Genomic DNA, 26,448 nt, shown 5'->3' on the forward strand with positions numbered 1-26,448 from the left:
GAGCCAGTTCCCCATTGCGGGTGATTCTATGCGGCGTCGATGGCGGCGGCGTTGTGCAATGCGGCGAGCGCCGTCGGCGGAGTGCGCGGGATGCGGTCGGACTCGAATGCGCGAACCGCGGCGTCGAGCGCCATGGGCAGGGAATCGCAAGCCGGCCATGCCTGCTGCTGGCCCAGCGCCAGCCATGCGGCGCGAAGCGCGGGCAGCGGATCGTTGCCGTCCACCGGCATCGCCGCCAGCGATTTCGACAGCTTGCGGCCGTCGGCATCGAGCACCAGCGGCAGGTGCGCATGGCGCGGTGTCGGCAAGCCGAGCCTGCGCTGCAGGAAGATCTGGCGCGGCGTGGAGTCGAGCAGGTCCGCGCCGCGCACCACTTCGGTGATGCCCTGCGCGGCGTCGTCGACGACCACGGCCAGCTGGTAGGCCCAGGGGCCATCCGCGCGCCGGAGCACGAAGTCGCCGACGTCGCGTGCAACATCCTGCGTCACCGCGCCCTGCACGCGATCGTCGAAGCCGATGCGGGTGCCGTCGGGCACGCGCAGCCGGATTGCCGGGTCCGCGCGCCGCGCGCCGGCGACGCAGGCGCGATGGACGCCGCCGCTGCCGGCCAGGTCGCTGCGGCTGCAGTGGCACTCGAAGGCGTCACCGCTGGCGAGCAGGCGGTCGAGCGCCTGCCGGTAGTGCGCATCGCGTTCGCCCTGGCGCAGCACGGGTTCGTCGGAGACCAGTCCGAAGCGCTCCAGCGTGCGCAGCTGTTCGCCGGATGCACCGCGGACCTCGCGAGGCGGGTCCAGGTCCTCGATTCGTACCAGCCACTTTCCGCCGGCCTGGCGTGCGATCAGCCAGCTGCCGAATGCGGCCAGCAGCGAGCCGAAATGCAGCGGCCCGGTGGGCGAGGGTGCGAAACGGCCGCGGTAGGAAGGAAGATGCATGGAACGGTGGGAGCGGCCCATGGCCGCGAGTTTTTCGTCGAATCATCCGCCGCAGCCCGAAAGCCCGCGGCCATGGACCGCTCCTACCCGGGCAGGAACCTGGCGGTCACTCGAAGTCGTAACTCATGTCCGGCCCGGCGCCGGCGAGGAACAGGCCTTCGACGTAATCCACGCCGGCCGAGAACAGGATCGACATGCTGGCCGCGTCGCTGACGAACTCGGCGATGGTGCCGATGCCCAGTTCGCGCGCCTTGCCGGCGATCTCGCGGATGCGTTCCTGGTTGGCGGCATTCTTCGGCAGGTCCTCGACGAAGCTGCGGTCGATCTTGATCAGGTTCGGCTTGAGGTGCGCGAGCAGCTGGAACGAGTCCAGGCCCGCGCCGAACTGTTCCAGCGCGATCCGGCAGTCGAGCTTGCCGATGGCCGCCGCGAACTCCTGCGCGGCCTTCAGGTGGGTGAACACCTTCGCCTCCGGCAGCTGCACCACCAGGTACTCGCCGGGCACGCCGTGCGCGGTCAGCTGTTCGCCGATGTAGCGCACCAGGCTGTCGTCGTCGAGCGAAGCCTGGCTGACCTTGACCAGCAGGGTGGTCGGTTTGCCGGCGCTGATGCGCTGGCCGATCGCAGCGATGGTGTGGCCGATGACATAGCGGTCGATCTCCCACAGCAGGCCGTGCTCCTCGGCGATCTGCAGGAAGCTCAGCGGCTTGACCAGTTCGCCGTCGCCGGCGTCCAGGCGCAGGAAGGTCTCGTAGACCGCGCCGGTATCGCCCTGCAGGCTGATCACCGGCTGGTAGTGCAGCACGAAGCCTTCCTGGTCGAGCGCGTCGCGCAGACGCGTGACCCAGGCCTGGACGTGTTCTTCCTCGGCGCGTTCGACCGCACTGGGATCGAAGATCTCGAAGCGGTTGCCGCCCACGCCGATCGACGACTGCACGCCCTGGTTGGCCTTCGCCAGCACCTGGGTGACGCTGGCGATCTTCTCGCCGATCTGCACGCCGCCGATGCTGGCTGTGATCACGCTGGAGCGGTTGCCGATCGGGAACACGTGCGAGGCGAACGCCTCGCGGATGCGCTCGGCCAGCGCGGTGGTCCGGGCGTAGTCGCTGCCGCGGATCAGCACCGCGAGGCTGTGTTCGGAGAAGCGCGCGGCCACGGCATCCTCGCCGATCGCGGTCTGCAGGCGCTCGGCCATGGCCGCCAGCATGGCGTCGGCGGCGTCCAGGCCGATCTCGTGCAGCAGGCGCTGGTGGTGGTCCGGCTCGAGCAGCAGCAGCCCGTGCTGGCCCTTGTCCTGTGCGGCATCGGCGACCGCGTCCTCCAGCAGGTGCAGGAAGGTGGGACGGTTGAGCAGGCCGGTCACCTGGTCGCGCTGGCGCAGTTCCTCGAGCTCCTGCGCCAGGCCCGGGTCGATCTCCTGCTCGTGGCGGCGGAAGATCACCTGCTGGCAGGCTTCGCCTTCGTAAAGCGCAGAGGCGAACTCCATCGAGGCGGGGAAACCGTTGCCATCCAGGTCGCGGGCCTCCAGCTCATAGCGCGGCGGTGGCGGCTCGCCCCTGGACAGGTCCTTGAGCAGCTGCTTGAAGTCCTCGACGTGCTGCGGCGCGACCAGGTCGAGCAGCGATATGCCTTCGAGATCTTCGAACGAGTCGTAGCCGAACATCTCCAGGTAGGCGCTGTTGGCGCGGATGTGCATGCCCTGGTGAACGTAGGCGATGGGGTCGCGCGAGGATTCGATGAGGGTGTCGCAGCGGCGCTCGGTTTCCCGCACGCGCGCCTCCAGCCGGCGCAGTGCGCGGCGGCCTTCGAGGTCGTCCCACTCGCTGCGCACCGTTGCCAGCAGCTGCTGCGGCTTTTCGCGCAGGGCGATGTTGCGGGCGCCGGCGCTCTGCGCCTCGTGGAAGCTGGCGTCGTCGATGCCGTTGCTCACCGCCACCACCGGGATGTCCTTGCCGCTGGCGGCAACCGCCTGCATCACGTTCGCGAACGGGATGTCCTTGCCCTGCTGCGCGGCCAGGACCAGGTCGATCTGCTGGGTGGCGAGCGTGGTGGCCAGTTCCTGGTCCGACGCCGGCCGCAGCGGCCGCACCGCGATCCCGGAGTTGCGCAGGGCGCTGACGATGGCCTCGGCGTCCTCGACGCTGTCGTCGACGATCATCAGGCGCAGGGCTTGGTCCGGGTTCTTCGACATGCGGGCGTTTATGCCACGGGGCGACCGGCCTAGTCTACGTCGACGCTGTCACAGTGCGCGCTTGGAGGCATCTCCCGCAACCTCGCGCACCAGCCTGGGCACGAGGTAGCCCGACAGCCGGGCGACGAGCGCGGCGTGCAGTTCCAGCGCACGGGCATCGGGCACCTCGAAGTGCGCGGCGCCGGCGACGCGGTCGAGCTGGTGCAGGTAGTAGGGCAGCACGCCGGCGGCGAAGCTGCGCTCGGACAGGTCCGCCAGCGCGTCGACCGAGTCGTTGACGCCGCGCAGCAGCACCGCCTGGTTGAGCACGCTGGCGCCGGTGCCGCGCAGCCGCGCCATGGCCGCGTCCACGCTGGCGTCGAACTCGAACGCGTGGTTGGCGTGCACCACCACCGCGACCGGCCACGGCAGCGAGCGCAGCCAGGCTTCGAACTCGTCATCGACGCGTTCGGGCAGCACCACCGGCAGGCGGGTATGGATGCGCAGGCGACGCAGCTGCGGCAGGTCGCGCAGCAGTTCGGCCAGTTCGGCCAGCTTCGGGGTTGCCAGCGACAGCGGGTCGCCGCCGGACAGGATCACCTCGTGGATCGAGGCATCCATGCGGATCGCCGCAACCGCCTCGCGCCAGCCGCCCGCGGCCGCGGTTTCCTCGGCGTAGGGGAAGTGGCGGCGGAAGCAGTAGCGGCAGTGCACCGCGCAACTGCCGGTGGCGACCAGCAGCGCGCGGCCCCGGTATTTGTGGATTACGCCGTGGCCGGCACGCGCCGCGGCGTCGCCCACCGCATCCAGCGTGAACCCGGGCACCGGCCGCATTTCCTCGTCCAGCGGCAGCACCTGGCGCAGCAGCGGGTCGTGCGGATCGCCGGGGCGCATGCGGGCGACGAAACCGCGTGGCACCCGCAGCGGGAACTGCGCCGCAGCGGCGTCGGACAGGCCCGGCACGCGGCCCTCGAGGCCGAGCAGGGCCAGCAGTTCGCGCGGGTCGCGCACCGCCTCGCGCCACAGGCGCTTCCAGCCGATGGCGTCGCGGGTGCCCGCGCCGGCCGGGGCGGGCTGCAGGGCAGGGGAGGCTGCAGGTATCATTCGGGGTCTGTTCCGGGGCTGTTCCAGCCGCGCCGGAGCCCAATCCCCACATTCTAGCCGCTGCCGCGGCTCGACCCGACCCGCCACGATTTCCCAGGAGTACCGATGGCCAGCTACGGCATGAACGACGTCAAGAACGGAATGAAGATCCTGATCAACAACGATCCCGCGATCATCACCGACACCGAGTACGTCAAGCCGGGCAAGGGCCAGGCGTTCACCCGCGTCAAGTACCGCCTGATCAAGTCCGGGCGGGTGCAGGAAGTCACCATGAAGAGCACCGACTCGGTCGATGCCGCCGACGTGGTCGACACCGACATGCAGTACCTGTACGCCGACGGCGAGTACTGGCACTTCATGAACCCGGAATCCTTCGAGCAGGTCCAGGCCGACAAGGCAGGCATGGGCGGCGCCGAAAAGTGGCTCAAGGGCGAGGAAGACTGCGTGGTGACGCTGTGGAACGGCACCCCGATCCAGGTCACCCCGCCCAATTTCGTCGAACTCAAGATCACCGAGACCGATCCGGGTGTGCGCGGCGACACCTCCGGCGGCGGCGGCAAGCCGGCCACGCTGGAGACCGGCGCCGTGGTCCGCGTGCCGCTGTTCGTGGGCCAGGACGAAGTGATCAAGGTCGACACGCGTTCGGGCGAGTACGTCTCGCGCGTGAAGTAAGCGATGTCCGAAGGCCAGCGCGAGACGTGTGACCTGCTGATCGAAGCAGGCTTCGTGGTTCCGGTCGAACCGCACGGCGTGGTGCTCGAGGACCATGCCGTGGCCGTCCGCGATGGCGCCATCGTCGCCGTGCTGCCGCGCGCCGAGGCACGGGCGCGGTTCGACGCCGCCGAAACCGTGTCGCGCCCGGACGGCGCGCTGGTCCCCGGCTTCGTCAACAGCCACGCCCACAACCCGATGACCCTGCTGCGCGGGGTCGCCGACGACCTGCCGCTCAAGGTCTGGCTGCAGCAGCACATCTGGCCGATCGAAGGCGCGGTGATCGGTCCTGACTTCGTCGCCGATGGCGTCACCCTGGCGATCGCCGAGATGCTCCGCGGCGGCACCACCTGCGTCAACGAGAACTATTTCTTTCCCGACGTGCAGGCCGCGGTCTACAAGCGCCACGGTTTCCGCGCGCGCGTGGGCCTGCCGGTGATCGACTTCCCCACCGCGTGGGCGAAGAACGACGACGAGTATTTCGACAAGGCCGGCGAAGTCCACGACCAGTGGCGTGACGACCCGCTGGTCGCCACCGCATTCGCGCCGCACGCGCCGTACACGGTCAACGACGCGAATTTCGAGCGCGTGCGCATGCTGTCCGACCAGCTCGACGTCCCGGTGCACCTGCACCTGCACGAGACCGCGCAGGAAGTGCAGCAGTCGCAGGACAAGCACGGCCAGCGCCCGATCGCGCGGCTGGACCGCCTCGGCCTGTTCAACGACCGCCTGATCGCGGTGCACATGACCCAGCTGACCGATGCCGAAGTGCACCTGTGCGTCGAGCGCGGCGTGAGCGTGGTGCACTGCCCGGAATCCAACCTCAAGCTGGCATCCGGGTTCTGTCCGGCCTGCGCGCTGGAACGCGCGGGCGTGAACCTGGCCATCGGCACCGATGGTTGCGCCAGCAACAACGACCTGGACATGGTCGGCGAGACGCGCACCGCGGCGATCCTGGCCAAGGCGGTGGCGGAAGACGCCGCGGCGTTCGACGCCTTCACCGCGCTGCGCGCGGCCACGCTGGGCGGCGCGAAGGCGATCGGCTTCGACCATCTGGTCGGCTCGATCGAGCCGGGCAAGCAGGCCGACCTGGCCTGCTTCGACCTGTCGGCGCTGGAAACGCAGCCGCTGCACCATGTCGTCTCGCAGCTGGTCTACGCGGCCGGTCGCCACCAGGTCAGCGACGTATGGATCGCGGGCCGGCACAAGCTGCGCGAACGCGAACTGCCGGGCATGGATGTCGACGCGATCGTCGCCAACGCAAGGCAGTGGCGCGCCCGCATCGCCGCGATCTCCCTGTAGGAGCGCCCCATGGGCGCGATGGCCTTCCCGGCAAGAGCCCTCACGTACAGCGGCGCTCCCGCCACCGCCACGAGGTACGCATGAACGCTTCGACCGCACCTGCTCGCGATCCGCAGGGGAGCAACTTCCGCCAGTCCGAGCTCGACAAGTTCGCCGCGCTCGCCAACCGTTGGTGGGACCCGAAAGGTCCGCAGAAGGCGCTGCATGCGCTGAATCCGGTGCGGCTTGCCTATGTCGCGGATCGTGTCGCGCTGCGCGGCGCGAAAGTGCTCGACGTCGGCTGTGGCGGCGGCCTGCTCAGCGAGGCGCTGGCGCGCGCGGGCGCGGACGTCACCGCGATCGACCTGGCCGCCGACCTGATCAAGGTCGCGAAGCTGCACGGACTCGAATCCGGGGTGAAGGTCGATTACCGCGTGCAGCCGGTGGAGACCCTGGCCGCGGAGCAGCCGGGTGCGTTCGACGCGGTGACCTGCATGGAAATGCTCGAGCACGTGCCCGATCCCGGCGCGATCCTTTCGGCCTGCGCGTCCTTGCTCAAGCCTGGCGGGCGCCTGTTCGTGTCCACGCTCAACCGCACCCCGGCAGCGTTCGCGCTGGCAATCGTCGGCGCCGAGTATGTCGCGCGCCTGCTGCCGAAGGGCACGCACCAGTATCGCGACTTCATCAAGCCGTCCGAACTTGGCGCATGGCTGCGCGAGTCGGGGCTGCAGCTGGAAGACGTCAGCGGGCTGGTGTACGAGCCGTGGCGCGACGCCGCGCGGATTTCGCGGCGCACCGAGGTGAACTACCTCGCTTGCGCGCTGAAACCGGGGGCTGGCGATGCCGGGTGACCCGGCCTGCATGCGCCTCCTTGCGGAGGGATGCGATGCGCTGGCTCCGTCGTTATCGCCGATTCACGGCGGCAGCAGGCGGTGGACAGCCCGATGACCGGATTCCCGCGGCTGGTGCTGTTCGACCTCGACGGCACGCTGCTCGACAGCGCGCCGGACATGCTGGCGGCGATCAACGTGCTGCGCGCAGCGCGCGGGGAAACCCCAGCAGCGCTGGCCGAACTGCGCCCGCACGTGTCGCGCGGCGCGCGCGCGATGCTTGCGGCCAGCTTTCCCCTGCTCGACGACGCTGCGCGCGAGGCGCTGGTGCAGCCTTTCCTCGACGCCTACGAGCGCGAGATCGGCCTGCACGGCAGGCCGTTCGATGGCATCGAGGCCATGCTTGCGGCGATCGAGGCCGATGGCGCGCGCTGGGGGATCGTCACCAACAAGCCCGAGTACCTCGCGCGGCAAGTGCTGCCTGCCTTCGACTGGGACGCGCGCAGCGCGATCCTGGTCGGCGGTGACACCCTGGCCGAGCGCAAGCCGCACCCGCTGCCGCTGCAGCATTCGGCGCGCGTGCTCGGGATCGAGCCGGCACGATGCGTCTATGTCGGCGACGACGAGCGCGACATCGTTGCCGCGCGCGCGGCGGGCATGCCGTCCGTCGTCGCGCTGTGGGGCTATCGTCGGGGCGATGACGATCCGGCGGCCTGGCAGGGCGACGTGATGGCCGAAACGCCGCACGACCTGCTCAACCCCGCGCAGTGGCCCCGGTAGGAGCGCCCCATGGGCGCGATGGCTTTGCCGCCAAAACGCTCGCGCCCATGGGGCGCTCCTACAATGACGCCGTGAAAGCCGCCGACGAATTCATTGCCAAGTGGCACGCGCGCTGGCCCGAGTGGGGCATCGGCGCGGTATTCCTGCCCGAGGCCGAGCGCGAGACCGCATTTGCGTGGTTTGCGCTTGTGCAGGAGCTGACCGACGCCGCCTGGGGCGGCGCCGACGCGACGCCCGGCCTGGCCAAGCTGGCGTGGTGGAACGAGGAGCTGCAAGGCTGGGCGAAAGGCGCGCGCCGGCATCCGCTGGGCGAGATCCTGCAGCCGCGGCCCGCGCCGTGGCGGGAGCTGGCTGCCAGCCTGCTGTCGCTGCAGGCCAGTCGGGAACTGCCGCCGGCGAGCGATCCGGTGACCGCGGGCCTGGCACCGTTCGCGCACGCCGTGGACGGTTGCGAGCAAGGCCTGTTCGGTGAAGCAGCCAATGTCTCGCCGGATGAGGACCGCGCCGTGGCGATCGGGTTCGACCTGCTTGCGCAACGCCAGCTGCTGCAGGGCGAAGCCGCCGATGCCCGCAACCTGCTGGTCGCCGCCCCCACGGCCGGCAACAACACGCGACCCAGGCGCGTGCAATCGGCACTGCTGCGCCAGCGCCTGCGGGCCATGGCGACAGGCGGGCAGGCACGCCCACCCGGAGCCTGGCGCAGCCTGTGGCGTGCCTGGCGCGCCGCGCGGGCCACGGCGCGGCCCCGGTAGGCGCGGCTTCAGCCGCGAGTTCCCGATTTCCTGGCAGCCATCCGGAAAGGCTTGCGCGCGAAGCCGCTCCTGCAAGCGCCATCCCAAGGGGCACACCGGCGCAAATCCGGGAAACGCAGCGTTGCGCGGGCATTCTGGCGATAGCCGGTAAACTGCGCGCCTGTCCTGCTCCCCCGAATCGCCGTGAATCCTCCCCGCTCCAATCCCCTGCCGGACGTCGCCGGCGACCTCGCCATCGCCGCGCGCCCGCTCGACTGGGTGGGCATGGAGCGCATCGCGCTGCCGCTGTCGATCCCCGGCGCGAACGGCGCGCCGCTGCAGGTGGCGGCGTCCGCCGACGTCTTCGTCGACCTGGTCGAACCCGACGCGCGCGGCATCCACATGTCGCGACTGTACCTGCGGCTGCAGGATGCACTGGTGGCCGAGGCGATCACGCCAGCCGGCCTGCGCCGGGTGCTGCAGGACTGCATCGATTCGCAGGGCGGGCTGTCGACGCGCGCGCGCATCGTGCTGCGCTACGAACAGCTGCTCAAGCGCCAGGCGCTGGCCAGCGACAACGCCGGCTGGAAGCGCTACCCGGTCGAGATCGACGCGACGCTCGCCAGTGGCCACCTCGCGCTGACGCTGGCGTTCGCGGTCGAATATTCCAGCACCTGCCCGGCCTCGGCTGCACTGTCGCGGCAGCTCAATGCCGAGCGCTTCGCGGACGATTTCGCGGCGGCAAGGCCGCTGTCCACGGGCGTGGTGCGCGACTGGCTGGCCTCCGAACGCGGCCTGGCTGCAACGCCGCATGCGCAACGCAGCCGCGCCGACGTGCGCGTGCAGCTCAAGCCATCGTTCGGCCAGCTGTCGATCGAAAGCCTGGTTGACGGGATCGAAGCTGCGCTCGGCACGCCCGTGCAGACCGCGGTCAAGCGCGAGGACGAACAGGCCTTCGCGCGGTTGAACGCCGATAACCTGATGTTCTGCGAAGACGCCGCGCGCCGCGTCGCGGCCGCGCTGTCGGCCGACGCGCGCATCGAACGTTTCGACGCCACCGTCTCGCACTTCGAGAGCCTGCACGCCCATGACGCGGTGGCACGGGTAAGCGGCGGCAGCGCGACGTAGCGCGGGTTTTGTTTGGTTGTTGGCGACAAGCTCGGAGCTGAATCGCCCCTGCAGAATCCAATGTGTCCGTAGGAGCGGCTTCAGCCGCGAGCTCTTGAGGGTTTGCTGCTGCGCTCTCCAGCACCAGCAGCGGATCCACGCGCACGTCGAACCGCGCCCCGTGATCCACGGGGGGCAGTGATGATGAACGCGCCGCAGCGCGCCGTGAAACGAACCGCCGTTGCCTACTGCGTGCGCTCCAGCACCAGCAGCGGATCCACGCGCACGTCGAACCGCGCCCCCGTGACCCACGGGTGGCAGTGATGATGAACGCGCCGCAGCGCGCCGCGAAACGAACCGCCGTCGCCTACTGCGTCCGCTCCAGCACCAGCAGCGGATCCACGCGAATGTCGAACCAGTTCATCCCCCAATGCAGATGCGGCCCCGTCGCCCGCCCGGTCGCGCCGACCGCCCCGACCACCTGCCCCTGCGCCACCCGGTCGCCGACCTTCACGTCGATCCGCGACAGGTGCAGGAAATTCGAACTCACCCCATGGCCGTGGTCGATCAGCAGGGTGCCGCCGGTGAGGTAGAGGTCCGGGTCGGCGAACGTCACCACGCCCGCGGCCGGTGCCTGCACCGGCGTCCCGGTCGGCACCGCGATGTCCATGCCCGAATGTCCCGCGCCGGGCTGGCCGTTGTAAACGCGGCCGCTGCCGAAGCGGCCGCTGATGCGTCCGCGCACCGGCCAGGTGAACGGCGCTGCGAAATCGGCGCGGTCGTCGTCGCGGGCGCGCGCTGCCGTCACCCGGGCCTGCTCGCGGCGGATGCGCTCGGCGATCGCCGGCGGCGGATTCACGGTCTTCGGCGGCACGCCGTCGACGCGCTCAAGCGGCCAGTCGCGCGCGTTCACCGCGATGCTTTCGGCTGTCCTCGTGCCATCTGCGCGAAGTACCTCCAGTCGCAGCGGCCCGGCTTCCTGCCGATCCACGCCGAAGACAACGGTGCCGTAGGACGTCGGCCGCAATTCGCGGCCCGCGTAGCGCACCACGCTGCCGGCCGGCACCTTGCCGAATACCAGCGCGCCTTGCGACACACTGGCGGGAAACACGATGCGGTCGCCGCCAGCGGCGCCCTGCGCGGATGCGCTGCCGGCCGCGCCAAGCGCAAGGACGCATGCCAGCGTTTGCAGCAAGCGCATCAACGATCGAACTCCATCCGCCGGCCCTGCGGCTCGCCGACGATGCGTTCGCCATCCCAGACCAGCTGGCCGTTGACCCAGGTGGCGGCGATCCGCGAGTGGAACGTAGTGCCTTCGAACGGAGACCAGGCGCACTTCGACAGCACGTCCTCGTTGCGCACCGTGAACGGCGTGTCGTCGATAAGCGCCAGGTCCGCCCAGTAGCCTTCGCGCAGGAAGCCGCGCTGCTTCACGTCGAACAGCTGCGCTGGCGCGTGCGCGAGCTTCTGCACCACTTGGGTGTTGCTCAGCCGGCCCTCGCGCACCAGCTCCAGCGCCGCGACCAGCGCGTACTGCACCAGTGGCAGGCCGCTGGGCGCGCGCACATAGGGATTGTGCTTTTCCTCCCAGGTGTGCGGCGCGTGGTCGGTTGCGAGCACGTCGATCACGTCGGAGGCCAGCGCGTTGATCAGCGCTTCGCGGTCGCTCGCGTCCTTGATCGCCGGGTTGCATTTGATGAGGTGCCCGAGGCGCGCGTAGTCGCCACGGTCGAAGCGCAGGAAGTGGATGCAGGTCTCGGCGGTAATGCGCTTGCGAACGCCGTTGCCGTCGATCAGCGGGCCGGGCGTGAACAGCGCCAGTTCGTCGGCGGTGGAGATGTGCAGCACGTGCAGGCGGGTACCGTGGGTGCGTGCCAGTTCCAGCGCCAGCCGCGTCGACTTGATGCAGGCCTCGCGCGAGCGGATGTCGGGATGGCAGGCGGCCGGGATGTCGTCGCCGTACTCGGCGCGGTACTTCGCCAGCATCGCGTCGATCATCGGCGTGTCTTCGCAGTGGGTGATGATCGGCACCGGCGTTTCGCGGAAGATGCCAGCCAGCGTTTCCGGATCGTCGACCAGCATGTTGCCCGTCGACGCGCCCATGAACACCTTCACTCCCGGGGTTGCGAGCGGATCGATGACGCGGATCGCCGCGAGGTTGTCGTTGCTAGCGCCCATGTAGAAACCGTAGTTGGCGCGGGCGCGGCCGGCTGCGCGCTGATACTTGTTTTCCAGCGCCTCGGCCGACAGCGTCGGCGGGCTGGTGTTGGGCATGTCCATGAAGCTGGTCACGCCGCCGGCGACCGCGGCGGTGGATTCGGTGGCCATGTCGGCCTTGTATTCCATGCCCGGTTCGCGGAAATGCACCTGATCGTCGATCATCCCCGGCAGCAGCCGTCGGCCGTTGGCGTCGACCACCGTTTCGCCGTCGCGCGCGGCCAGGCCGCTGCCGATGGCGTCGATGCGCCCGTGCGAAATGCGCAGGTCGGCGTCGAACTCGCGCCCCTCGTTGACCAGGCGGGCGTTGACGATCAGCGTGTCGGACATGAACGGTTCCTAGGGGTTGGGTGCGGGCGGGACCGGGTCGTGGCCGCCCGGATGCAGGGGATGGCAGCGGCCGATGCGTCGCAGCGCCAGCCAGCCGCCACGCAGGGCGCCGTGGCGTGCGATCGCCTGCATGGCGTATTCGGAGCAGGTCGGCACGAACCGGCAGCGCGGCCCGAGCAGCGGGCTCAGCCAGCGTTTGTAGGCGCGCAGGAGGGCGATGAGGAGACGATCGATCACGTCGGGTTTTGCAAGAACGCTCGGAAAAGGCCCGCGCGGTTGCCGCTGTAGTCAGGGCAGGGTATAACAGCGCGCTTTCCCATCCAAGGGAATCACATCCCCGGCAAGGGGATCAGGAAGGATTGCAACAACGTGGCTGTCAAGAAAACCGTGAAAAAGGCCGCCAAGGCCGCCAAGAAGCCCGCCGGGCCCGCCGCCAGGAAGCCCGCCGCGAAATCCGCCGCCAAGAAATCCAGCGTGAAGCCGGCCGCGAAGAAGGCCGTTGCCAGGAAACCCGCGCCGAAGAAGGCGCCGGTGAAGAAGGCCGCCCCGAAGGCCGCGCCGAAGAAGGTCGTAGCCAAGCCGGCGAAGAAGGCCGTGAAGGTTGCGAAGACGGCAAAGCCCGCGCCGGCCAAGGCCGTGAAGAAGTCGCCGTTGAAAAAGACGCCCGGGAAGAAGCCCGCCAAGCCGGTCGCCAAGGCCGCGCCGGTCGCGAAGAAGGTTGCCAAGGCCGCTCCGAAGAAGACGCCTGCGCCCAAGCCGGTTGCCGAAAAGAAGCGCACGCTGCCGGCCAAGCAGGCCGCGTCCGCCTCGAAGCAGCAGAAGCATGACACCGCGAGGCCCGCGGTCGTGCGTTCGCCGTTCGCGCCGCGCCCGGTGGGCAAGGTGGCGGTCGCGGTGATCTCGCGCACGCCGACGCCCGCACCAAAGACCAAATACAAGGTCGTGCCCTACAAGACCGACGGGACGACCGGCCGCCCGATCCTGCCGAAGGACTACCGGCCGAGCGCGGAAGAGGAGTACATGAGTCCGCTGCAGACCGAGTACTTCCGCCAGCGCCTGATCAGCTGGCGCGAGGACCTGGTCGAAGAGTCCAAGCAGACCATCGAGAACCTCAAGGACGAAGTGCGCGACGTCGGCGACGAGGCCGAGCGCGCCACCCGCGAAACCGAGAACTCGCTGGAACTGCGCACCCGCGACCGCTACCGCAAGCTGATCGGCAAGATCGAAAGCACGCTCAAGCGGCTGGATTCGGGCGAGTACGGCTACAGCGTCGATTCGGGCGAAGAGATCGGCCTGGACCGCCTCGAAGCCCGCCTCACCGCCGAACGCACCATCGACGAGCAGGAGCGCTGGGAGCATCTGCAGAAGCAGATCGGCGACTGATCGGGCACGCGTTCGATCCGCGAATCGTGTTTCCACGAAAACCCGGCTTCGGCCGGGTTTTTCGTGCGCGGCCATCAGGCGCCCGCCGCCGTCCTGCGTGGTGTGCAGCGGCCTGGGTGGCCGAGACGCTGGTGGCGCGCCGCAGCCGGCGCAGCGAATTGGATTGACCTCCCGGGAAACCTCGATTCCGGCCCAACCCGGGCCACCGTTTCACTGCAGTTCGCGCAAGTCCAGCCGCCGTAGCTTCGGCGCTTTCCAGCCGGTGATGCCGACCACGCCCAGGGTCACGCAGCCGCCCACCACCACGGCCGGCACCAGGCCCAGCAAGCGCGCCATCACGCCGTCGTAGAACGCGCCCAGTTCGTTCGACGAGCCGATGAAGATGCCGTTGATCGACGACACCCGGCCGCGCATCTCGTCGGGCGTGACCAGCTGCATGATCGTCGAGCGCATCACCACCGAGACGCCGTCGCACATGCCATAGGCGACCAGGATCGCCGCCGACAGCCAGAAGTGCCGCGACAGGCCGAATGCAATCGTGCACAGGCCGAAGCACGCCACCGCGATCATCAGCACCCCCCCGGCGTGCTTCTGCAGCGGATGCCGCGCGAGCCACAGCGCCACGCAGATCGAACCCAGCGCCGGCGCGGCGCGCAGGATGCCGAGCCCCTCAGGGCCGTAGTGCAGGATGTCCTTGATGAAGGCCGGCAGCATCGACACCGCGCCGCCGAGCAGCACGCAGAACATGTCCAGCGCCATCGCACCGAGCATGATCTGGTTGCCGAACACGAACTGCAGCCCTTCGCGGATGCTGGAGAACACCGGCGCACGTTGCAGCAGTTGCGGAGGCTCGGTGACGCGCAGGGTGCCGATCGCGATCGCCGCGACCACCACGATGCAACCGGCGGCACCGTAGGCGATGCTCTTGCCGGCCCAGCCAACCAGCACGCCGCCCAGTGCCGGCCCGATCACCATGCCGCTCTGGAATACCACGCTGCCCAGGCTCGCGCCTTTCACGAACTGTTGGCGCGGCAGCACCCGTGCAAACAGCGCGTTGTAGACCGGGCCGAGGAAGCTGCGCGCCACGCCGGTGAAAGCGATCGCCGCGTAGATCGGCCACACGTGGCTGGTCGGCAACCAGTCCTGCGTCACGGCGACCAGGGCCACCGCCGTGAGCAACAGCCCGCAGCAGGCGGCGACGCCGAGCTTGCGCCGCGGCAGGTGGTCGACCAGGTAGCCGGCAAACGGCGCCACGCAGAAGTACGGCAGCACCTCGGCCAGGCCGATCAGGCCGAGCGCGAACGGGCTGCGGGTGATTTCGTAGACGTGCCAGCCGACGGTGACCGCAACGACCTGGTAGGAGAGGATCGTGCAGATCCGGTATGCCATCAGCGCGCGGAACCCCGGGTTGCGCAGCGGCGAGGAGGGCGCCTCGTCGGCCGACGGCGACCCGGCGATGCTCACGCGGTGCGCTGGGCCGTGTCGTGGATGAAGGCGAGCAGCGAGGCCAGGCCGTTGCTGCGCGTTGGCGACAGATGTTTTGCCAAACCGATGTCGGCGATGTAGTCCGCCGGCGTGTCGATGATCTCGCGGGCGCTGCGGCCCGAGTAGACCCGCAGCGCAAGGTAGACCAGGCCCGAGACGATGGCCGAGTCGCTGATCGCGGCGAAGTCCAGCCGCTGCGCGTTACCGGACGGCACGATCCACACCATCGACTGGCAGCCGAGCAGGCGGTGTTCCTCGGTCTTCCATTCCTCCGGGAACGCCGGCAGCTTGCGGCCGAGGTCGATCAGGTACTGGTAGCGCTCGGACCAGTCGCCGAAGAAGCCGAACTCCTCCTTGATGGCCTGCTGGGCCTGGGTGGCGGAGGGTTCGAGCGGGAAGGGGGTATCGGTCACGTGCGGGTTGCCGAGGGGCGTCCAGGGGCGGGCCGCCTATTGTCGCAAAGGCTGCCCCCTGTGCCGAACTGCCGTAGGAGCGGCTTCAGCCGCGAGCTTTCGAACAGGAACACACTCTCTCGCAGGATCGGCGGAAGCCGCGAACGCTTTCCAGGAAGGCATCGCGGCTTCCACCGCTCCTGCAAACGAACAACTCGCAGCTTCCGACGTTGCTGCCAAGACAGAGCTCGCGGCTGAAGCCGCTCCTACGGGTGGCTAGCTGCCGCGCTTCCAGCGCACGCCCTGCGGCGTGTCCTCGAGCACGATGGCTTCGGCGGCCAGCTGGTCGCGGATGGCGTCGGCGCGGGCGAAGTCGCGGGCCTGCTTGGCCGCCGCCCGCTCGTCGATGAGCGCCTGGATGCGCGCATCGTCGTCGCCTGAGGCGCCGCGGCCGAACCAGTCGGCCGGCGCCTGTTGCAGCAGGCCAAGTGCCAGTCCCGCACCAAGCAGCTGCGACTTCAGCCGCCGGCGCTCGTCGTCGCTCGCGGCCTTGCGCGCAGCCGCGGCGATCGCGGCGATTTCCGCCAGCGCCTGCGGGGTGTTGAGGTCGTCGTCGAGCGCCGATTCGACCGCGTCGGGAATCATTGGCGGCGCATCGATATCGGCGAGGTCGCGCAGCGTGCCGTACAGCCTGTCCAGGGTCCGCACCGATTGTTCGATCAGTGCCGGCGACCAGTCCAGCGGCTGCCGGTAATGCGCCGAAAGCAGGGCGTAGCGCAGCGCTTCGGGCGGATGCGCGCGGACCAGGTCGTGGATCTTCTCGATGTTGCCCAGCGACTTGCTCATCTTCGCGCCGCCGAAGTTGAGCATGCCGTTGTGCAGCCAGAACCGCGCGAACGTGCGGCCGCCGTGCGCGCATTCGCTCTGCGCGATCTCGTTCTCGTGGTGAGGGAACTGCAGGTCGACGCCGCCGGCGTGGATGTCGATGGTTTCGCCCAGGTGCGCGGCGGCCATCGCCGAGCATTCGATGTGCCAGCCCGGGCGACCGCGGCCCCAGGGGGAATCCCAGCCCGGCAACTCGGGCGTGGACGGCTTCCACAGCACGAAGTCACCCGGATCGCGCTTGTAAGGCGCCACGTCGACGCGCGCGCCGGCCAGCATCTCCTCCGGGTCGCGGCGCGACAGCTTGCCGTAGCCGGGGAAGCTGGCGACCGAAAACAGCACGTGGCCCTCGGCGGCATACGCATTCCCGGAGGCGACGAGCGCTTCGATCATGGCGATGATCTGCGCGATGTGGCCGGTTGCCTCCGGCTCGACGTCCGGCGGCGCGACGCCGAGTGCCGCCATGTCCTCGCGGTAGGCGGCGGCGAAACGGTCGGTGATCGTCGCGATCGGCACGCCCTGTTCGGCGGCGGCGGCGTTGATCTTGTCGTCCACGTCGGTGATGTTGCGCGCGTATTTCAATGCACCGTGGCGCCGCCGCAGCAGGTCGGCCAGCACGCCGAAGACCACCGGCCCGCGCGCGTTGCCGATGTGCACGTAGTTGTAGACCGTCGGCCCGCAGACGTAGAGGGTGGGGCACGCCGGATCGAGCGGTGCGAATGCTTCGATGCGCCGGGTCAGGTTGTTGTGGAGGCGCAGGCTCATCGCGTTCGGTCACGGGGGCGACCCACGATTCTACCGGCCGGGCCCGGAGCACGACAGCCGCTATTCAGCCCTTTCCGTCGGGCTGCCCCTAAACTGAAGTCCGGTCCGGATGGTCCCTGCCTGTCGAGATGCTTCGAATCCGCATGCTTTCCCCAATGCTGGTGGCGATCCTGCTTGCGGCGTCGGCCGCCTTGCCGGTGCATGCGCAGCAGACGGTGATCCAGATCGAGAACGTGCGCACCGAGTATGCCCGCGTGCTGCGCGCCCAGCCGGTCTACCAGACCCTGCGCGCAACGGCGATGGTGGAGCAGTGCGAAGACGATGCGACGGTCGATGGCGCCGAGCCCAGGCGTGGCCTCGCGCGGGTGGTGGGTGCGGTCAAGGATGCCCTGACGCCCAATTCCGATGACAAGGACAAGCCGGCCGACCCGGAACCCCCGGCGAAAGGCTGCGAGCTGGTCCCGACCGAGCGCGAGTTCCGCCGGCCGATCGCCTACGACGTCGATTACGTCCACCACGGGGTGAAGTACCGCTCGCGCCTGCCCTACGACCCGGGCAACCGGCTGCGGGTGCGGGTGTCGATCACCCCGATCGTTTCCGGCAGCCGCTAGGATGCTTGCGGCCCGCGCCGTCGCATGCGAGCATTCCCGCCCGATGCAGACCCAGCACGCCAGCGCCGACATCCTGACCTCCGCCCGCATGGCGGCGGGCATGACCTCGCGCGCGCGCCGACCGGAAACCCGACTCGCTGGGTAGCCGGACCTGCCGCCATTTGCAGTTCCAGGAACAGACCCGGCCTTCGCGCTGGGTTTTTTCGTTTCCAGAGCGGCGAAAAGCAGGCCAACCCCCTCACCCCGACTCCAGACCCCGACCATGACCAGGCACTTCCTCAACACCCAGGACTGGACCCGCGCCGAACTCGACGCGGTCCTCGCGCAGGCAGCACGGTTCAAGCGCAGCCCCGCGGGCGACGCGCTCAAGGGGAAGTCCATCGCGCTGGTGTTCTTCAACCCTTCGCTGCGCACCCGCACCAGCTTCGAACTCGGCGCCTTCCAGCTCGGCGGGCACGCGGTGGTGCTGCAGCCGGGCAAGGACGCCTGGCCGATCGAGTTCGACCTGGGCACGGTCATGGACGGTGAAACCGAGGAGCACATTGCCGAAGTGGCGAAGGTGCTCAGCCGCTACGTCGACATGATCGGCGTGCGCGCATTCCCGAAGTTCGTCGACTGGTCGGTCGACCGCCAGGACCGCGTGCTGCAGGGCTTCGCGAAGTACGCCACGGTGCCGGTGGTCAACATGGAGACCATCACCCATCCATGCCAGGAACTGGCCCACGTGCTGGCCCTGCAGGAGCGCTTCGGCACCACCGACCTGCGCGGCAAAAAGTACGTCCTCACCTGGACCTACCATCCCAAGGCGCTCAATACCGCGGTCGCGAACTCCGCGCTGACCATCGCCACCCGCATGGGCATGGACGTGACCCTGCTGTGCCCCACGCCGGAGTACGTGCTCGACGAGCGCTACATGGGCTGGGCCGCGGCGAACGTGGCCGAAAGCGGCGGTTCGCTGCGGGTCAGCCACGACATCGACAGCGCTTACGCCGGTGCCGACGTCGTCTACGCCAAGAGCTGGGGCGCGCTGCCGTACTTCGGTGACTGGGCGCGCGAAAAGCCGATCCGCGACGAATACCGGCACTTCATCGTCGACGAGGCCAAGATGGCGAGGACCAACCACGGCGTCTTCAGCCACTGCCTGCCGCTGCGCCGCAACGTCAAGGCCACCGACGCGGTGATGGATTCGCCGGACTGCATTGCGATCGAGGAAGCGGAGAACCGCTTGCACGTGCAGAAGGCCGTCATGGTGGCGCTGGCGCGCCACCACGACGGCCGGGATTCGGGATTGGGGATCGGGGATTCGTAAAAGCCTCCGGCCCCTTCTTTCGCCTTCGAAACAACTTTCCATGGATATCCCCATGTCGCCGCAATCCGCTTCATCCAATCCCCAATCCCCGACCCCCAATCCCGGCTCCACCGACATCGTCCTCGCCTTCTCCGGCGGCCTCGACACGAGTTTCTGCGTGCCGTGGCTGCAGGAGCGCGGCTGGAAAGTGCATACCGTGTTCGCCGACACCGGCGGCGTCGATGCGGAGGAACGCCGCACGATCGAGGCGCGCGCCGCGGAACTGGGCGTGGCCAGCCACGTCACCATCGACGGCGGTCCGGCGATCTGGGACGGCTTCGTCAAGCCCTTCGTGTGGGCGGGTGAGGGCTACCAGGGACAGTATCCGCTGCTGGTGTCCGACCGTTACCTGATCGTCGACGCCGCGCTGGCGCGCGCGCACGACCTGGGTACGAATGCGATCGCGCACGGCTGCACCGGCATGGGCAACGACCAGGTGCGCTTCGACCTTGCGGTGAAGTCCAGCGGCGACTACCGGATCGTCGCGCCGATCCGCGAAATCCAGAAGGAACACACCCAGACCCGCGCCTACGAGCAGCAATACCTCGAGGAGCGCGGCTTCGGCGTGCGGGCGAAGCAGAAGGCCTACACGATCAACGAGAACCTGCTGGGCCTGACCATGTCCGGCGGCGAGATCGACCGCTGGGAGGCACCCGGCGACGGCGCACGCGGCTGGTGCGCGCCGCGCAATGCCTGGCCGGCGGAGCCGCTGCGCGCAACGCTGCAATTCGTCGGGGGCGAGGCGGTGGCGCTGGACGGCAACGAGATGCCGGGGCACAAGTTGCTGGCAAAGCTCAATACGCTGTTCGCGCAGTACGGCGTGGGGCGCGGGCTGTACACCGGCGACACCACCATCGGCCTGAAGGGGCGGATCGTGTTCGAAGCCCCGGGATTGACGGCGTTGCTGGTGGCGCATCGCGCGCTGGAGGAAACGGTGCTGAGCAAGCAGCAGAACCGCTTCAAGCCCGACGTGGCGCGCAAGTGGGTCGAACTGGTGTACGAGGGCTTCTTCCACGATCCGCTGAAGACCGACCTGGAGGCCTTCCTCGCCTCGTCGCAGCAGATGGTCAATGGCGAGGTGGTGCTGGAAACCCGCGGCGGCCGTGCCGATGCCGTCGCCGTGGCGTCGCCGCACATCCTCAACAGCAGCGGCGCGACCTATGCGCAGTCCGCGGACTGGGGCGTGGAGGAAGCCGAGGGTTTCATCAAGCTGTTCGGGATGAGCAGCACGCTGTGGGCGGGGGTCAATCGCGGGTGAAATCAGCTCCCTCCCCTGCGAAGGCAGGGGAGGGTTGGGGAGGGGTGCCCTTGGCAACGCCGCGAACCGTGGGCACCCACTCCAAACCTCCCCTGCCTTCGCAGGGAGAGGGACAAGACAAGAGCTCGCGGCTGAAGCCGCTCCTACCGGCAATCGGGAATCCAGACAGACGACATGCTTGACCAGGTCCTCCAACACCTCACCGCACTGGTGTCCTTCGATACCCGCAACCCGCCGCGCCGGATCGGGGTCGGCGGCATCTTCGACTACCTGCGCGCGCAGTTGCCCGGATTCCGCGTGGAAGTCACCGACCACGGCGATGGCGCGGTGTCGCTGTTCGCCGTGCGCGGTGCGCCCGAGGTGCTGTTCAACGTGCACCTGGACACGGTGCCGTCGTCGCCGGCCTGGACCGGCGATCCGCTGGCGCTGCGGGTGACCCGCAGCCGTGCGATCGGCCTGGGGGCCTGCGACATCAAGGGCGCGGCGGCCTGCCTGGTGGCCGCGGCACAGGCGTCGCGCGGGGATGCGGCGTTCCTGTTCGGCAGTGACGAGGAGGCCAACGACGCGCGCTGCATCGAGGCCTTCCTCAAGCGCCCGCACGAGTTCGCGCATGTCGTCGTCGCCGAGCCGACCAGCGGCGAAGCCGTGCTGGCGCATCGGGGCATCAGTTCGGTGCTGCTGCGCTTCAAGGGCCAGGCCGGCCATGCTTCCGGTGCCGATGCGATCGACTCCAGTGCGCTGCACCAGGCAATGCGCTGGGGCGCCGACGCGCTGGCCTTCGTCGAAGGCGAGTCGCACCGTCGCTTCGGCGGCCTGACAGGCCTGCGCTTCAACATCGGCCGCGTCGAGGGCGGGATCAAGGCCAACGTGATCGCGCCCTCGGCGGAGGTGCGCTTCGGTTTCCGGCCGCTGCCGTCGCACGACATCGACGAGCTCCATGCGCGCCTTGGCGGGTTGGCCGACGTCGGCGCGCTGGAACGCTACGAAGAGACCTTCCGCGGCCCGTCGCTGCCGGCCGGGGACGTCGCCGAAGCCGAGGAGCGCCGGTTGGCCGCGCGTGACCTGGCCGACGCCCTCGGGTTTCCGATCGGCAACGCGGTCGACTTCTGGACCGAGGCCTCGCTGTTTTCCGCCGCCGGGCTCAATGCGCTGGTGTGCGGCCCGGGCAACATCGCCCAGGCGCACACCGCCGACGAATGGGTGTCGCTGTCGGAGCTGCGTGACTACGCCGAGGCCGTGCGGCGGATCATCGCCCGCAACAGCAGGGCCGGCCCCTGACGCTCGACCTGCGCAGCGCAGCCGCGCATGCGCCCTGACACCTGCCTCGTATCCGCAACATCTATCCCCTGGAGACCTGACCATGTTCATGCACGCCGTCGAACCCGACATCGTCGCCTCGACCGCCCTGGCCGGCGATCGGGGGGCGCTTCCGGCCCCGCGCTGACGGACGGCTGCTGACGATGAAAGACCTGCGCACCACGATCGTCCGCCTGCTGTCCAACATGGGCAGCACGAAGGAAATCAACCAGTACCTCAAGCGCTTCTCGCAGCTCGACGCGGCGCGCTTCGCCGTGGTCAAGGTCGGCGGCGCCGTGCTGCGCGACGAACTCGACGCGCTGGTGTCGTCGCTGGCCTTCCTGCAGCAGGTCGGGCTGACGCCGATCGTCGTGCACGGGGCCGGTCCCCAGCTCGACGAGGCGATGCAGGCGGCCGGTATCGAGAAGAAGACCGTCGACAACCTGCGCCACACCGATGCCGCCGTGCTGGCCGTGGTGCGCCGGGTGCTGCGCCGCGAGAACCTGCGGCTGGTCGAGGCACTGCAGGCCGAAGGCGTGCGCGCGACGTCGATCCAGTCGGGCGTGTTCGAGTCGGCCTTCCTCGACCGCGACCGCTACGGGCTCGTGGGCAGGGTGAGCCGGGTCGACACCGATGGCATCCAGGCCGCGATCAGGGTCGGCTCGATCCCGGTGATCGCCTCGCTGGGGGAAACCGCCGACGGCCAGATCGTCAACGTCAACGCCGACTGGGCGGCCAACGAACTGATCAAGACGCTGCAGCCGTACAAGATCGTCTTCCTCACCGCCACCGGCGGCCTGCTGGACGGCGCGGGCAGGGTGATCGACTCGATCAACCTGAGCACAGAGTATGACGAGCTGCTGGCGCAGCCGTGGCTGCATTCGGGCATGCGGGTGAAGATCGAGCAGATCCACGACCTGCTGATGGCGCTGCCGCCGTCATCGTCGGTGTCGATCACCCGGCCGGCGGAGCTGGCCAACGAGCTGTTCACGCACAAGGGCTCGGGCACGCTGGTGCGCCGCGGCGAGCGGGTGCTGCGCGCGCAGCGCTGGGACCAGCTCGACCTGCCGCGCCTGCGCGAGCTGATCGAGTCGGCTTTCGGCCGCCGCCTGGTCGATGACTACTTCGAGCGCACGCCGCTGCTGCGCGCATACGTCAGCGAGCACTACCGCACCGCGGTGATCCTCACCGAAGTCGATGGCGTGCCGTACCTGGACAAGTTCGCGGTGCTCGACGACGCCCAGGGCGAAGGCCTCGGGCGCGCGGTGTGGCAGGTGATGCGGGAAGAAACGCCAAGCCTGTTCTGGCGCTCGCGCCACCACAACGCGGTCAACATCTTCTACTACGCCGAGTCCGACGGCTGCTACCGGCAGGAGAAGTGGAAGGCGTTCTGGTACGGGCTGGATGGCTTCGCGGAAATCGAACGCGCGGTGGCGCACTGTGCCGTGCGCGAACCCACCTTGCGGGACTGAGCGATGGATGCACGCGAACACGCCTGGAACACCCAGCCGCGCCTTGCCGGCCGCAACGTCGTGCTCGAACCGCTGTCGCACGCGCACGCCGACGGCCTTCGCGCGGCGCTTGGCGACGGCGAACTCTCGCGCTGCTGGTACATCAGCGTGCCGCCACCGCAGGATGCCGGCGCGTACATCGCCGCTGCGCTGGAGAAACAGGCGCGCGGTGATTCGTGGGCGTTCGCCGTGCTCGATGCCGCGGGCGAGGTGGTCGGCAGCACCCGCTGCTACGACATGGATGCTGCCGTCCCGCGGCTGCAGCTGGGCTACACCTTCTACGCGCCGCGCGTGCAGCGCACCGGCGTCAACACCGAAGCCAAGCTGCTGCTGCTCGGGCATGCGTTCGAAGTGCTGGGCTGCATTTGCGTGGGCTTCGAAACCAGCTGGTTCAACCAGCGCTCGCGCGCCTCGATCGCACGGCTGGGCGCGAAGCAGGACGGCATCCTGCGCAGCCACCGCCGCCACGCCGATGGCAGTGTGCGCGACACGGTGGCGTTCTCGATCATCGAAGCGGAGTGGCCGGCGGTGAAGCGCAACCTGCAGGATCGACTCGAGCGCGGAGGGCGCGACAATGGCTGAGAACACGCTGATGGATGCGAGGACCGTCGGCATCGTCGGTGCGCGCGGCCACACCGGCGCCGAGCTGATCCGGCTGATCGCGGGGCATCCGCGCTTCGAGCTGGCATTCGTGTCCTCGCGCGAGCTCGACGGCCAGCCGGTGTCGGCGCACGTACCGGAGTACCGGGGCACGCTGCACTACGCCAACATCGCCCACGAGTCGCTCGGCGACTTCGCCGTAGACGCCTGCGTGCTCGCGCTGCCCAACGGCAAGTCGGGCGCCTGCATCGCCGGCCTGCTCGCGCACGGCGGGGATCCGGTGATCGTCGACCTGTCGGCCGACCACCGCTTCGACGACAACTGGTACTACGGCCTGCCGGAGCTCACCCGCGGCCGCTACGCCGGGCAGAACCACATCGCCAACCCCGGCTGCTACGCCAGCGCGATGCAGTTCGCGATCGCGCCGGTGCGCGACCTGGTCGAGGGACCGGTGCAGTGCTTCGGCGTGTCGGGCTACTCGGGCGCTGGCACCACGCCGTCGGACCGCAACGATGTCGACAAGCTGCGCGACAACCTGATGCCGTATGCGCTGGTCGACCACCTGCACGAGCGCGAGGTCAGCCGCCAGTCCGGGCTGGCGATCGAGTTCATGCCGCACGTGGCCCCGCATTTCCGCGGCCTCACGGTCACCGCCAACCTGCACCTGCGCGAACCGGCGACGCTCGACGCCGTGCGCGCGCGGTACGCGGAGCGCTATGGCGACGAACCGCTGCTGCGCGTCGACGACGAGGCGCCGTGGGTCAGCCAGGTCGCCGGCCGCCACGGCGCCGAGGTCGGCGGCTTCACGCTCAGCGACGATGGTCGGCGGCTGGTGGTGGTGGCCACGCTCGACAACCTGCTCAAGGGCGCCGCGACCCAGGCGCTGCAGAACCTCAACCTGGCCTTCGGCTTCCCGGAAACCGAGGGCATCCCGGTGTAGACGCCGGGATTGGGGATTGGGGATTGGGGATTGGGAAGAGCCAGGGCAGAACAGCATTCCCAGAATCTCTTATCCCTTATCCCTTATCCCTTATCCCTATATCCCTATATCCCTATATCCCTATATCCCGAATCCCGAATCCCGAATCCCGAATCCCGAATCCCGAATCCCGAATCCCGAGAAAGCCATGTCCGATTTGCTCTGGCAGAAACCCGGCGTCGCCGTCGACACGCAGATCCAGGCCTTCCTGGCCGGCGACGACGTGATCCTGGACCGCGAGTTCTTCCTCCACGACATCGCGGCCAGCCGCGCGCATGCCGAAGGGCTGCAGCATCTCGGCATCCTCGACACCGGCGCGCTGGATGACATCGCGCGCGAGCTCGCGGTGCTCGCCGATGACTTCCGCAGCGGCACCTTCGTGCTCGACGAACGCTTCGAGGACGGGCACTCGGCGATCGAGGCGCGCCTGGTCGAACGCCTCGGCGACACCGGCCGGCGCATCCACACCGGCCGCAGCCGCAACGACCAGGTGCTGGTCGCCACGCGACTTTGGCTGAAGGAGAAGCTGGCCCGCACGCAGGCGATGTGCATCGAAACCGCGGACGTCGCCCTGCGGCGCGCGCGCGCCGAGGCCGACGTGCCGCTGCCCGGCTACACCCACCTGCAGCGCGCCGTGGTGTCGTCGCTGGGGATGTGGTGGGGCGCGTGGGCCGAGGCGTTCATCGACAACGCGACGCGCGCCCGGGACACCGCGGCCTGGATCGACGCCAACCCGCTCGGCAGCGCCGCCGGCTACGGCGTCAACCTGGCGCTGGACCGCGACCACACCACCGCCGCGCTCGGCTTCGCGCGCATGCAGGTCTCGCCGCCGTACGCGCAGCTTTCGCGCGGCAAGTTCGAGCTGGCCGCGCTCGAAGCACTCGGCAGCGCGATGCTCGACCTGCGCCGCGTGGCCTGGGACCTGAGCCTGTTCACCAGCGCCGAGTTCGGCTTCGTCGCGCTTCCCGCGCAGTACACCACCGGCAGCTCGATCATGCCCAACAAGCGCAACCCCGACGTGATCGAACTGATGCGCGCGACCTACGCCAGCGTTGCCGCCGCGCGCTGCGAGATCGAGCAGCTGCTGTCGCTGCCATCGGGTTACCACCGCGACCTGCAGGTGTCGAAGGGCGCGCTGTTCCACGGCTTCGGCAAGGGCCTGCAGGCGCTGGCGCTGCTGCCCGACCTGCTGCGCAACCTGGAATGGAAGCCCGAGCGCATGCGCGCCGCGCTGGAGCCGTCGATGTATGCCACCGATCTTGCGGTGGAGATGGCGAAGGACGGCGTGCCGTTCCGCGACGCCTATCGCCAGGCCGCCGACCCTGCGCGCTGGGCGGCGGGCGATCCCGCCGCGAGCCTCGCCATGCGCACCTCACCCGGCGCGGCAGGCGACCTGCGGCTGGACGAACTGGGTGCCCGGCTGGCAGCCCTGAGTACCGGCGAAACCGCCGCGTAGGAGCGCCCCACGGGCGCGACCGGGCTTCACCGGAAAGCCATCGCCCGGTTCAAGCCGCGCTGCAAGGCAGCGTCGGCTTGAATGAATTGCCGGGACGTGGCGTGGACCGGAACCGGCGCCGGGTGGAACGGCACGAGGGCCACCGGCCGGCCGCGCGAAACCCGGGCGGATGAGACTCTGGAACGCACCGGCCGGGGAAGAAGACTCATGGATGAGTCCCCAGGCGTCGCCGCCGAGCCAGAAAGTCTCACGCATGAGGCTCCGGGACTCACGCACGAGGCAAAAAGTC

24 protein-coding genes are annotated in these 26,448 nt (G+C 69.2%); 15 read left to right on the plus strand and 9 right to left on the minus strand.

The features are described 5' to 3' along the window. Positions 1-26: 26 nt before the first annotated feature. The 3 genes from gluQRS to epmB form a co-directional block, all read right to left on the minus strand. The gene (gene gluQRS, locus H570_RS0107225) at positions 27-932 is read right to left on the minus strand and encodes a tRNA glutamyl-Q(34) synthetase GluQRS (RefSeq protein ID WP_027080148.1); all 906 of its coding nucleotides are present in this window, start codon (positions 930-932) and stop codon (positions 27-29) included. 106 nt (positions 933-1,038) lie between these two features. Next, complete coding sequence (locus tag H570_RS0107230; RefSeq protein ID WP_027080149.1) at positions 1,039-3,123, minus strand: EAL domain-containing response regulator; 2,085 nt, start codon at positions 3,121-3,123, stop codon at positions 1,039-1,041. Between the two features lie 48 nt (positions 3,124-3,171). Beyond that, on the minus strand, positions 3,172-4,206 hold the full coding sequence (gene epmB / locus H570_RS0107235) for an EF-P beta-lysylation protein EpmB (RefSeq protein ID WP_027080150.1): 1,035 nt from the start codon (positions 4,204-4,206) through the stop codon (positions 3,172-3,174). A gap of 105 nt (positions 4,207-4,311) precedes the next feature. Between epmB and efp the strand changes: the two genes are divergently transcribed. The 6 genes from efp to folE2 all read left to right on the plus strand — a co-directional run bounded on the left by efp (position 4,312) and on the right by folE2 (position 9,667). Continuing rightward, the gene (gene efp / locus H570_RS0107240) at positions 4,312-4,878 is read left to right on the plus strand and encodes an elongation factor P (protein WP_027080151.1); all 567 of its coding nucleotides are present in this window, start codon (positions 4,312-4,314) and stop codon (positions 4,876-4,878) included. Positions 4,879-4,881: 3 nt separating this feature from the next. Next, positions 4,882-6,219 (plus strand): TRZ/ATZ family hydrolase, encoded by a 1,338-nt coding sequence (locus H570_RS0107245; protein ID WP_027080152.1) that lies wholly within the window; start codon positions 4,882-4,884, stop codon positions 6,217-6,219. Positions 6,220-6,299: 80 nt separating this feature from the next. Beyond that, on the plus strand, positions 6,300-7,049 hold the full coding sequence (gene ubiG / locus H570_RS0107250) for a bifunctional 2-polyprenyl-6-hydroxyphenol methylase/3-demethylubiquinol 3-O-methyltransferase UbiG (RefSeq protein ID WP_027080153.1): 750 nt from the start codon (positions 6,300-6,302) through the stop codon (positions 7,047-7,049). A 93-nt stretch (positions 7,050-7,142) separates the two neighbouring features. Further along, positions 7,143-7,808, plus strand: coding sequence for a phosphoglycolate phosphatase (gene gph / locus H570_RS0107255; RefSeq protein WP_036135517.1), 666 nt, complete (start codon positions 7,143-7,145; stop codon positions 7,806-7,808). Then, positions 7,796-8,560 carry an isoprenoid biosynthesis enzyme family protein gene (locus H570_RS0107260; protein WP_156899886.1) on the plus strand — a complete coding sequence of 255 codons (765 nt, stop codon included), beginning with the start codon at positions 7,796-7,798 and terminating at the stop codon, positions 8,558-8,560. The genes gph and H570_RS0107260 overlap by 13 nt, the downstream gene beginning before the upstream one ends. Positions 8,561-8,743: 183 nt before the next feature. Beyond that, positions 8,744-9,667: a GTP cyclohydrolase FolE2 gene (gene folE2, locus H570_RS0107265; protein WP_245559560.1), complete on the plus strand. Its 924-nt coding sequence runs from the start codon at positions 8,744-8,746 to the stop codon at positions 9,665-9,667. A 346-nt stretch (positions 9,668-10,013) separates the two neighbouring features. On the opposite strand, the gene H570_RS0107270 is transcribed toward folE2, so the two are convergent. The 3 genes from H570_RS0107270 to yidD are packed head-to-tail and all read right to left on the minus strand — an operon-like array spanning position 10,014 to position 12,430. Beyond that, entirely contained in the window at positions 10,014-10,847 is an 834-nt protein-coding gene (locus H570_RS0107270) for a M23 family metallopeptidase (protein ID WP_027080157.1), read from the minus strand. Further along, positions 10,847-12,193, minus strand: coding sequence for a dihydroorotase (locus tag H570_RS0107275; RefSeq protein WP_027080158.1), 1,347 nt, complete (start codon positions 12,191-12,193; stop codon positions 10,847-10,849). The genes H570_RS0107270 and H570_RS0107275 overlap by 1 nt, the downstream gene beginning before the upstream one ends. 9 nt (positions 12,194-12,202) lie before the next feature. After that, entirely contained in the window at positions 12,203-12,430 is a 228-nt protein-coding gene (gene yidD, locus H570_RS0107280; protein ID WP_027080159.1) for a membrane protein insertion efficiency factor YidD, read from the minus strand. 132 nt (positions 12,431-12,562) lie between these two features. Between yidD and dksA the strand changes: the two genes are divergently transcribed. Continuing rightward, positions 12,563-13,576: an RNA polymerase-binding protein DksA gene (gene dksA, locus H570_RS0107285; protein ID WP_027080160.1), complete on the plus strand. Its 1,014-nt coding sequence runs from the start codon at positions 12,563-12,565 to the stop codon at positions 13,574-13,576. 210 nt (positions 13,577-13,786) lie between these two features. Here the strand turns inward: dksA and H570_RS0107290 are convergent, their stop codons facing one another. From H570_RS0107290 to cysS, 3 genes are all read right to left on the minus strand, one after another. Beyond that, positions 13,787-15,034, minus strand: a complete 1,248-nt coding sequence (locus H570_RS0107290) for an MFS transporter (protein WP_027080161.1) — start codon at positions 15,032-15,034, stop codon at positions 13,787-13,789. A 2-nt stretch (positions 15,035-15,036) separates the two neighbouring features. Continuing rightward, positions 15,037-15,474 (minus strand): SufE family protein, encoded by a 438-nt coding sequence (locus H570_RS0107295; RefSeq protein ID WP_027080162.1) that lies wholly within the window; start codon positions 15,472-15,474, stop codon positions 15,037-15,039. A gap of 255 nt (positions 15,475-15,729) precedes the next feature. After that, positions 15,730-17,100 (minus strand): cysteine--tRNA ligase, encoded by a 1,371-nt coding sequence (gene cysS, locus H570_RS0107300; RefSeq protein WP_027080163.1) that lies wholly within the window; start codon positions 17,098-17,100, stop codon positions 15,730-15,732. 155 nt (positions 17,101-17,255) lie between these two features. Here cysS and H570_RS0107305 point away from each other — a divergent pair, with 155 nt between their 5' ends. The 8 genes from H570_RS0107305 (at position 17,256) to argH (ending at position 26,159) form a co-directional block, all read left to right on the plus strand. After that, positions 17,256-17,711, plus strand: coding sequence for a hypothetical protein (locus H570_RS0107305; protein ID WP_051176212.1), 456 nt, complete (start codon positions 17,256-17,258; stop codon positions 17,709-17,711). A 262-nt stretch (positions 17,712-17,973) separates the two neighbouring features. After that, complete coding sequence (locus H570_RS0107315; protein ID WP_027080165.1) at positions 17,974-19,020, plus strand: N-acetylornithine carbamoyltransferase; 1,047 nt, start codon at positions 17,974-17,976, stop codon at positions 19,018-19,020. Positions 19,021-19,072: 52 nt separating this feature from the next. After that, positions 19,073-20,317 carry an argininosuccinate synthase gene (locus H570_RS0107320; RefSeq protein ID WP_027080166.1) on the plus strand — a complete coding sequence of 415 codons (1,245 nt, stop codon included), beginning with the start codon at positions 19,073-19,075 and terminating at the stop codon, positions 20,315-20,317. A 174-nt stretch (positions 20,318-20,491) separates the two neighbouring features. Then, a complete protein-coding gene (locus H570_RS0107325) occupies positions 20,492-21,595 on the plus strand; it encodes an acetylornithine deacetylase (protein WP_027080167.1) in 1,104 nt (367 codons plus the stop codon). A 182-nt stretch (positions 21,596-21,777) separates the two neighbouring features. Next, the gene (locus H570_RS0107335) at positions 21,778-23,085 is read left to right on the plus strand and encodes an acetylglutamate kinase (RefSeq protein WP_036135522.1); all 1,308 of its coding nucleotides are present in this window, start codon (positions 21,778-21,780) and stop codon (positions 23,083-23,085) included. Between the two features lie 3 nt (positions 23,086-23,088). Beyond that, entirely contained in the window at positions 23,089-23,706 is a 618-nt protein-coding gene (locus H570_RS0107340) for a GNAT family N-acetyltransferase (protein WP_027080169.1), read from the plus strand. Beyond that, positions 23,699-24,664: an N-acetyl-gamma-glutamyl-phosphate reductase gene (gene argC, locus H570_RS0107345; RefSeq protein ID WP_027080170.1), complete on the plus strand. Its 966-nt coding sequence runs from the start codon at positions 23,699-23,701 to the stop codon at positions 24,662-24,664. The genes H570_RS0107340 and argC overlap by 8 nt, the downstream gene beginning before the upstream one ends. A 187-nt stretch (positions 24,665-24,851) precedes the next feature. Then, entirely contained in the window at positions 24,852-26,159 is a 1,308-nt protein-coding gene (gene argH, locus H570_RS0107350; protein WP_027080171.1) for an argininosuccinate lyase, read from the plus strand. Positions 26,160-26,448: the final 289 nt, after the last annotated feature.

It is taken from the genome of Luteimonas mephitis DSM 12574 (genome assembly GCF_000422305.1).
Classification (GTDB): Bacteria; Pseudomonadota; Gammaproteobacteria; order Xanthomonadales; family Xanthomonadaceae; genus Luteimonas; species Luteimonas mephitis.

What these genes read in the sequence shown, in the direction of transcription:
- H570_RS0107325 (WP_027080167.1), top strand. Translation starts at nt 20,492, where the DNA reads ATGCTTGACCAGGTCCTCCAACACCTCACCGCACTGGTGTCCTTCGAT.
- epmB (WP_027080150.1), bottom strand. Translation starts at nt 4,206, where the DNA reads ATGATACCTGCAGCCTCCCCTGCCCTGCAGCCCGCCCCGGCCGGCGCG.
- H570_RS0107305 (WP_051176212.1), top strand. Translation starts at nt 17,256, where the DNA reads ATGCTGGTGGCGATCCTGCTTGCGGCGTCGGCCGCCTTGCCGGTGCAT.
- H570_RS0107270 (WP_027080157.1), bottom strand. Translation starts at nt 10,847, where the DNA reads ATGCGCTTGCTGCAAACGCTGGCATGCGTCCTTGCGCTTGGCGCGGCC.
- H570_RS0107335 (WP_036135522.1), top strand. Translation starts at nt 21,778, where the DNA reads ATGAAAGACCTGCGCACCACGATCGTCCGCCTGCTGTCCAACATGGGC.
- argC (WP_027080170.1), top strand. Translation starts at nt 23,699, where the DNA reads ATGGCTGAGAACACGCTGATGGATGCGAGGACCGTCGGCATCGTCGGT.
- efp (WP_027080151.1), top strand. Translation starts at nt 4,312, where the DNA reads ATGGCCAGCTACGGCATGAACGACGTCAAGAACGGAATGAAGATCCTG.
- H570_RS0107315 (WP_027080165.1), top strand. Translation starts at nt 17,974, where the DNA reads ATGACCAGGCACTTCCTCAACACCCAGGACTGGACCCGCGCCGAACTC.
- H570_RS0107275 (WP_027080158.1), bottom strand. Translation starts at nt 12,193, where the DNA reads ATGTCCGACACGCTGATCGTCAACGCCCGCCTGGTCAACGAGGGGCGC.
- gph (WP_036135517.1), top strand. Translation starts at nt 7,143, where the DNA reads ATGACCGGATTCCCGCGGCTGGTGCTGTTCGACCTCGACGGCACGCTG.
- H570_RS0107245 (WP_027080152.1), top strand. Translation starts at nt 4,882, where the DNA reads ATGTCCGAAGGCCAGCGCGAGACGTGTGACCTGCTGATCGAAGCAGGC.
- argH (WP_027080171.1), top strand. Translation starts at nt 24,852, where the DNA reads ATGTCCGATTTGCTCTGGCAGAAACCCGGCGTCGCCGTCGACACGCAG.
- H570_RS0107320 (WP_027080166.1), top strand. Translation starts at nt 19,073, where the DNA reads ATGTCGCCGCAATCCGCTTCATCCAATCCCCAATCCCCGACCCCCAAT.
- ubiG (WP_027080153.1), top strand. Translation starts at nt 6,300, where the DNA reads ATGAACGCTTCGACCGCACCTGCTCGCGATCCGCAGGGGAGCAACTTC.
- H570_RS0107230 (WP_027080149.1), bottom strand. Translation starts at nt 3,123, where the DNA reads ATGTCGAAGAACCCGGACCAAGCCCTGCGCCTGATGATCGTCGACGAC.
- cysS (WP_027080163.1), bottom strand. Translation starts at nt 17,100, where the DNA reads ATGAGCCTGCGCCTCCACAACAACCTGACCCGGCGCATCGAAGCATTC.
- H570_RS0107340 (WP_027080169.1), top strand. Translation starts at nt 23,089, where the DNA reads ATGGATGCACGCGAACACGCCTGGAACACCCAGCCGCGCCTTGCCGGC.
- gluQRS (WP_027080148.1), bottom strand. Translation starts at nt 932, where the DNA reads ATGCATCTTCCTTCCTACCGCGGCCGTTTCGCACCCTCGCCCACCGGG.